Origin of the sequence: Nioella sp. (assembly GCF_964229645.1) — a bacterium.
GTDB lineage: Bacteria > Pseudomonadota > Alphaproteobacteria > Rhodobacterales > Rhodobacteraceae > Nioella.
The window spans coordinates 1-3,015 of the sequence record NZ_CAXREX010000002.1 but is presented as its reverse complement, the minus strand read 5'-3'; the positions used below and the strand labels follow the sequence as shown (position 1 = coordinate 3,015).

The 3,015-nt window shown below is 64.9% G+C and carries 3 protein-coding genes and 1 pseudogene; all 4 read right to left on the bottom strand.

Annotation, left to right across the window (positions count from 1 at the left end):
- On the bottom strand, positions 1-240 hold a 240-nt coding region (locus ACEQXV_RS00065; protein WP_370267273.1), incomplete at its 3' end, for a nitroreductase family protein.
- Between the two features lie 127 nt (positions 241-367).
- Positions 368-1,474, bottom strand: a complete 1,107-nt coding sequence (locus ACEQXV_RS00060) for an acyl-CoA dehydrogenase family protein (protein ID WP_370267272.1) — start codon at positions 1,472-1,474, stop codon at positions 368-370.
- 6 nt (positions 1,475-1,480) lie between these two features.
- Positions 1,481-2,683, bottom strand: a complete 1,203-nt coding sequence (locus ACEQXV_RS00055; protein WP_370267270.1) for an acyl-CoA dehydrogenase family protein — start codon at positions 2,681-2,683, stop codon at positions 1,481-1,483.
- Between the two features lie 10 nt (positions 2,684-2,693).
- Positions 2,694-3,015: pseudogene (locus tag ACEQXV_RS00050) on the bottom strand (long-chain fatty acid--CoA ligase); the annotation flags it as partial.

Sequence of the window (3,015 nt, the reverse complement as noted above, 5' to 3'; positions counted from 1 at the left end):
CCCATGCGCCATGATCTCCCGGCTCGGCTCCACACCTGCCAGCATGCGCTCGGAATTGCCCTTGCGGACGTTCTCCAGAACCTCACCGCTCAGCACGTGAAAATGCCAGGGCTGCGTGTTCATCGAGGACGGCGCCATATTGGCCGCCGCCAGCACCTCTTCCATCAGCGCCCGGCTCACCGGCGCATCGGTAAATCCCCGGATCGACCGCCGGTCCCGCATCGCGTCAAACAGATCCATCTGTCACTCCTTCTCCTGCAAGAGGCGCGCGGCCCTGCACCGCGCCCCCTCGATCATCTTGCCAAAAATACTCGCGCCGAAGGCTGCGGGTGCAGCGGGCCTCGATGGCCCCCTGCGCCCGCCCCCGTCACGCGGCCAGACCGCCTGCGGCACACAGCCGGTCCATGTGGAAATCGCGATCGCCATGGGCGATCTCCAGCATGGTCAGGCGCTTGAAGTAATGGCCGATGGCATATTCCATCGTCATTCCCACGCCGCCGTGCAGCTGAATCGACATCTGCCCGACCTCGCGTGAGGCATCGCACATCTTCACCTTCGCCGCCGAAACCGCCAGATCCCGCGCCTGCGCATCCGCATCGTCGCACATGACGCTGGCATACATCGCCATGGATTTCACCTGTTCCTTCTCGACCACGGCCCCGGCGGCGATATGCTGCAGGGCCTGAAAGGACCCGATCGCCTTGCCGAACTGCTCGCGGCCCTTGATGTACTCGACCGTCTGTTCGATGGCCTGTTCCATACAGCCCAGGCTTTCCGCCAGCACCGCCGCAACCGCCCGCGCCTCGGCCGCGCCAAGCGCCTCTTCGGCCGGACAGCCGCCGGCCAGGGGCACGGACGGGGTGCCGTCGAAACTCAGCTCGGCCGCGCGGCGACCGTCCTGGGTCTTGTAGGCCCGCGCCTCCATCCCCTCGGCCCCGCCGCGCACCATGTAAAGGCCCAGGCCCCCGGGCCCCTGCGCGGTGACAAAGATCAGATCGGCCTCGGCCCCGAAGGCCACCACGGTCTTGGTCCCGCTCAGCCGGCCCTCGGCATCGGCACGGGTGCCAACCCCTTCGTCGCGGTCGATCATGCCCGGCTCAAGATGCGCCCAGGCGGGCAGAACGGTGCCGGCGATGATCTCTTCGGCCACGGCGGCGCGCTGCTCTGACGATCCCGCCTGCAACAGCGCGGGCGCAATCGCCAGCGCCTCGGCCCAGGGTTCATTGGCCAGCGCATAGCCCATGGCCTGGCCCACGATCATCGTCTCGACCGAGGTCCCGCCAAGCCCGCCGTCCTCTTCCGCAAAGGGCAGCGCAAAGATCCCCAGTTCGGCAAAGCCGGCCCAGATCGCCGGATCGTGCCCGCCCGGCATGTCCATGTACTTGCGGCGCTTTTCGAAATCATACTTGTCGCCCAAAAAGCGCGTCAGGCTGTCCGAGAGCATCCGCTGTTCGTCATTCAGTTCAAAGTTCATGGTTCCTCACAGCCCCAGGATCGCCTTGGAGATGATGCCCTTCTGCACCTGGTCCGACCCGCCGTAGATCGACGACTTGCGATAGTTGAAATAATTCGGCGCGGCGCGTTCGACCCAGGGGTCACCGATCCGCGCATTGTCGCCCAGGTCGCCATCGGTCCAGGGCATGGCCTGTTCGCCCGCCATCTCGACGTAAAGCTCGGTCAGGCGCTGGATCATCTGCGCGCCCTTGATCTTGATGACGCTGGTCGCGGGATCGGGCTTGCCGCTGCTCTGCCCCGCTTCCATCGAGGACAGGACCCGCATCACCGTCATCTCCAGCGCCTTCAGTTCGACCTGGGTCTCGACGTACTTGTCGCGAAAGCGCGGATGCTCCCACAGGGGTCTGCCCCGCACGATCCGTTCCTGCGCCAGCTGCTTCAGCTGTGCCAGCTGCGCCTGCGACGCGCCCACGCGCGGGGCCCCCAGACGTTCGTTGCCCAGCAGGAACTTGGCATAGGTCCAGCCCTTGTTGACCTCACCGATCAGGTTCTTGGCCGGCACCTTCACATCCGTAAAGAAGACCGAGTTGATTTCATGCGCCCCATCCATGGTCTGGATCGGATGCACCTCGACCCCGGGCGATGTCATGTCGACCAGCAGGAAGGAAATGCCTTCCTGTTTCTTGCCCTCGTTCGAGGTCCGCACCAGCAGGAAGATCCAGTCCGCATGCTGGGCATAGGTGGTCCAGGTCTTCTGCCCGTTGACGATCCATTGCTGGCCCGCCTCGTCCCATTCCGCCTTGCACTTGAGAGAGGCCAGGTCAGACCCGGCGCCCGGTTCGGAAAAGCCCTGGCAGAACCAATAGTCGAGCGAGGCGATCTTGGGCAGGAATTCCTGCTTCATCTCTTCGCTGGCGAACTGGATCAGCACCGGGCCGATCATGCCCACGTTGAAGCCCTGCGGATCCGGGGCCCCGGCGCGCTGGCTTTCCTGCTGAAAGATGTACATCTGCGTGACCGACCAGCCCGGCCCGCCCCATTCCGCGGGCCAGCGCGGCGTGGACCAGCCCTGGGCGTGCAGGGTCTTGTGCCATTGCACGGTCATCTCCTTGGTCGGCGGATTGCCGCGTTTCAGATGTTCACGCGTCTCGTCCGGCAGGTTGGCGTCGATGAAATCGCGCACCTCCTGGCGAAAGGCTTCCTCTTCGGGGGTGAATGACAGTTCCATCCTGCTCTCCTCAGGCGGTTTCTTCGGCCGCGCGGGCCAGTTCCTGTTCCTTCAGCATCTTGCGCGATGCCTTGCCGACCGCCGTCCGGGGAAGTTCGTCGCGGAACTCCAGATGGCGGGGGATCTCGTGGCGGCCCAGCTTGTCGGCCAGGAAGTCCTGAAGCTCTTCCAGGGTAAAGCGCGCGGCACCGGGGTTCAGCATCACGAAGGCCTTGGCGCTTTCGCCGCGATAGGCATCGGGCACGCCGATCACCATGGCCTCAAGCACATTGGGGTGCTGATGGATCGCGTTCTCGATGGTCAGCGGATAGACGTTGAACCCGCCCGACAGG

Coding starts and splice junctions, on each gene's coding strand:
- ACEQXV_RS00060 (WP_370267272.1), bottom strand. CDS start 1,474: ATGAACTTTGAACTGAATGACGAACAGCGGATGCTCTCGGACAGCCTG.
- ACEQXV_RS00055 (WP_370267270.1), bottom strand. CDS start 2,683: ATGGAACTGTCATTCACCCCCGAAGAGGAAGCCTTTCGCCAGGAGGTG.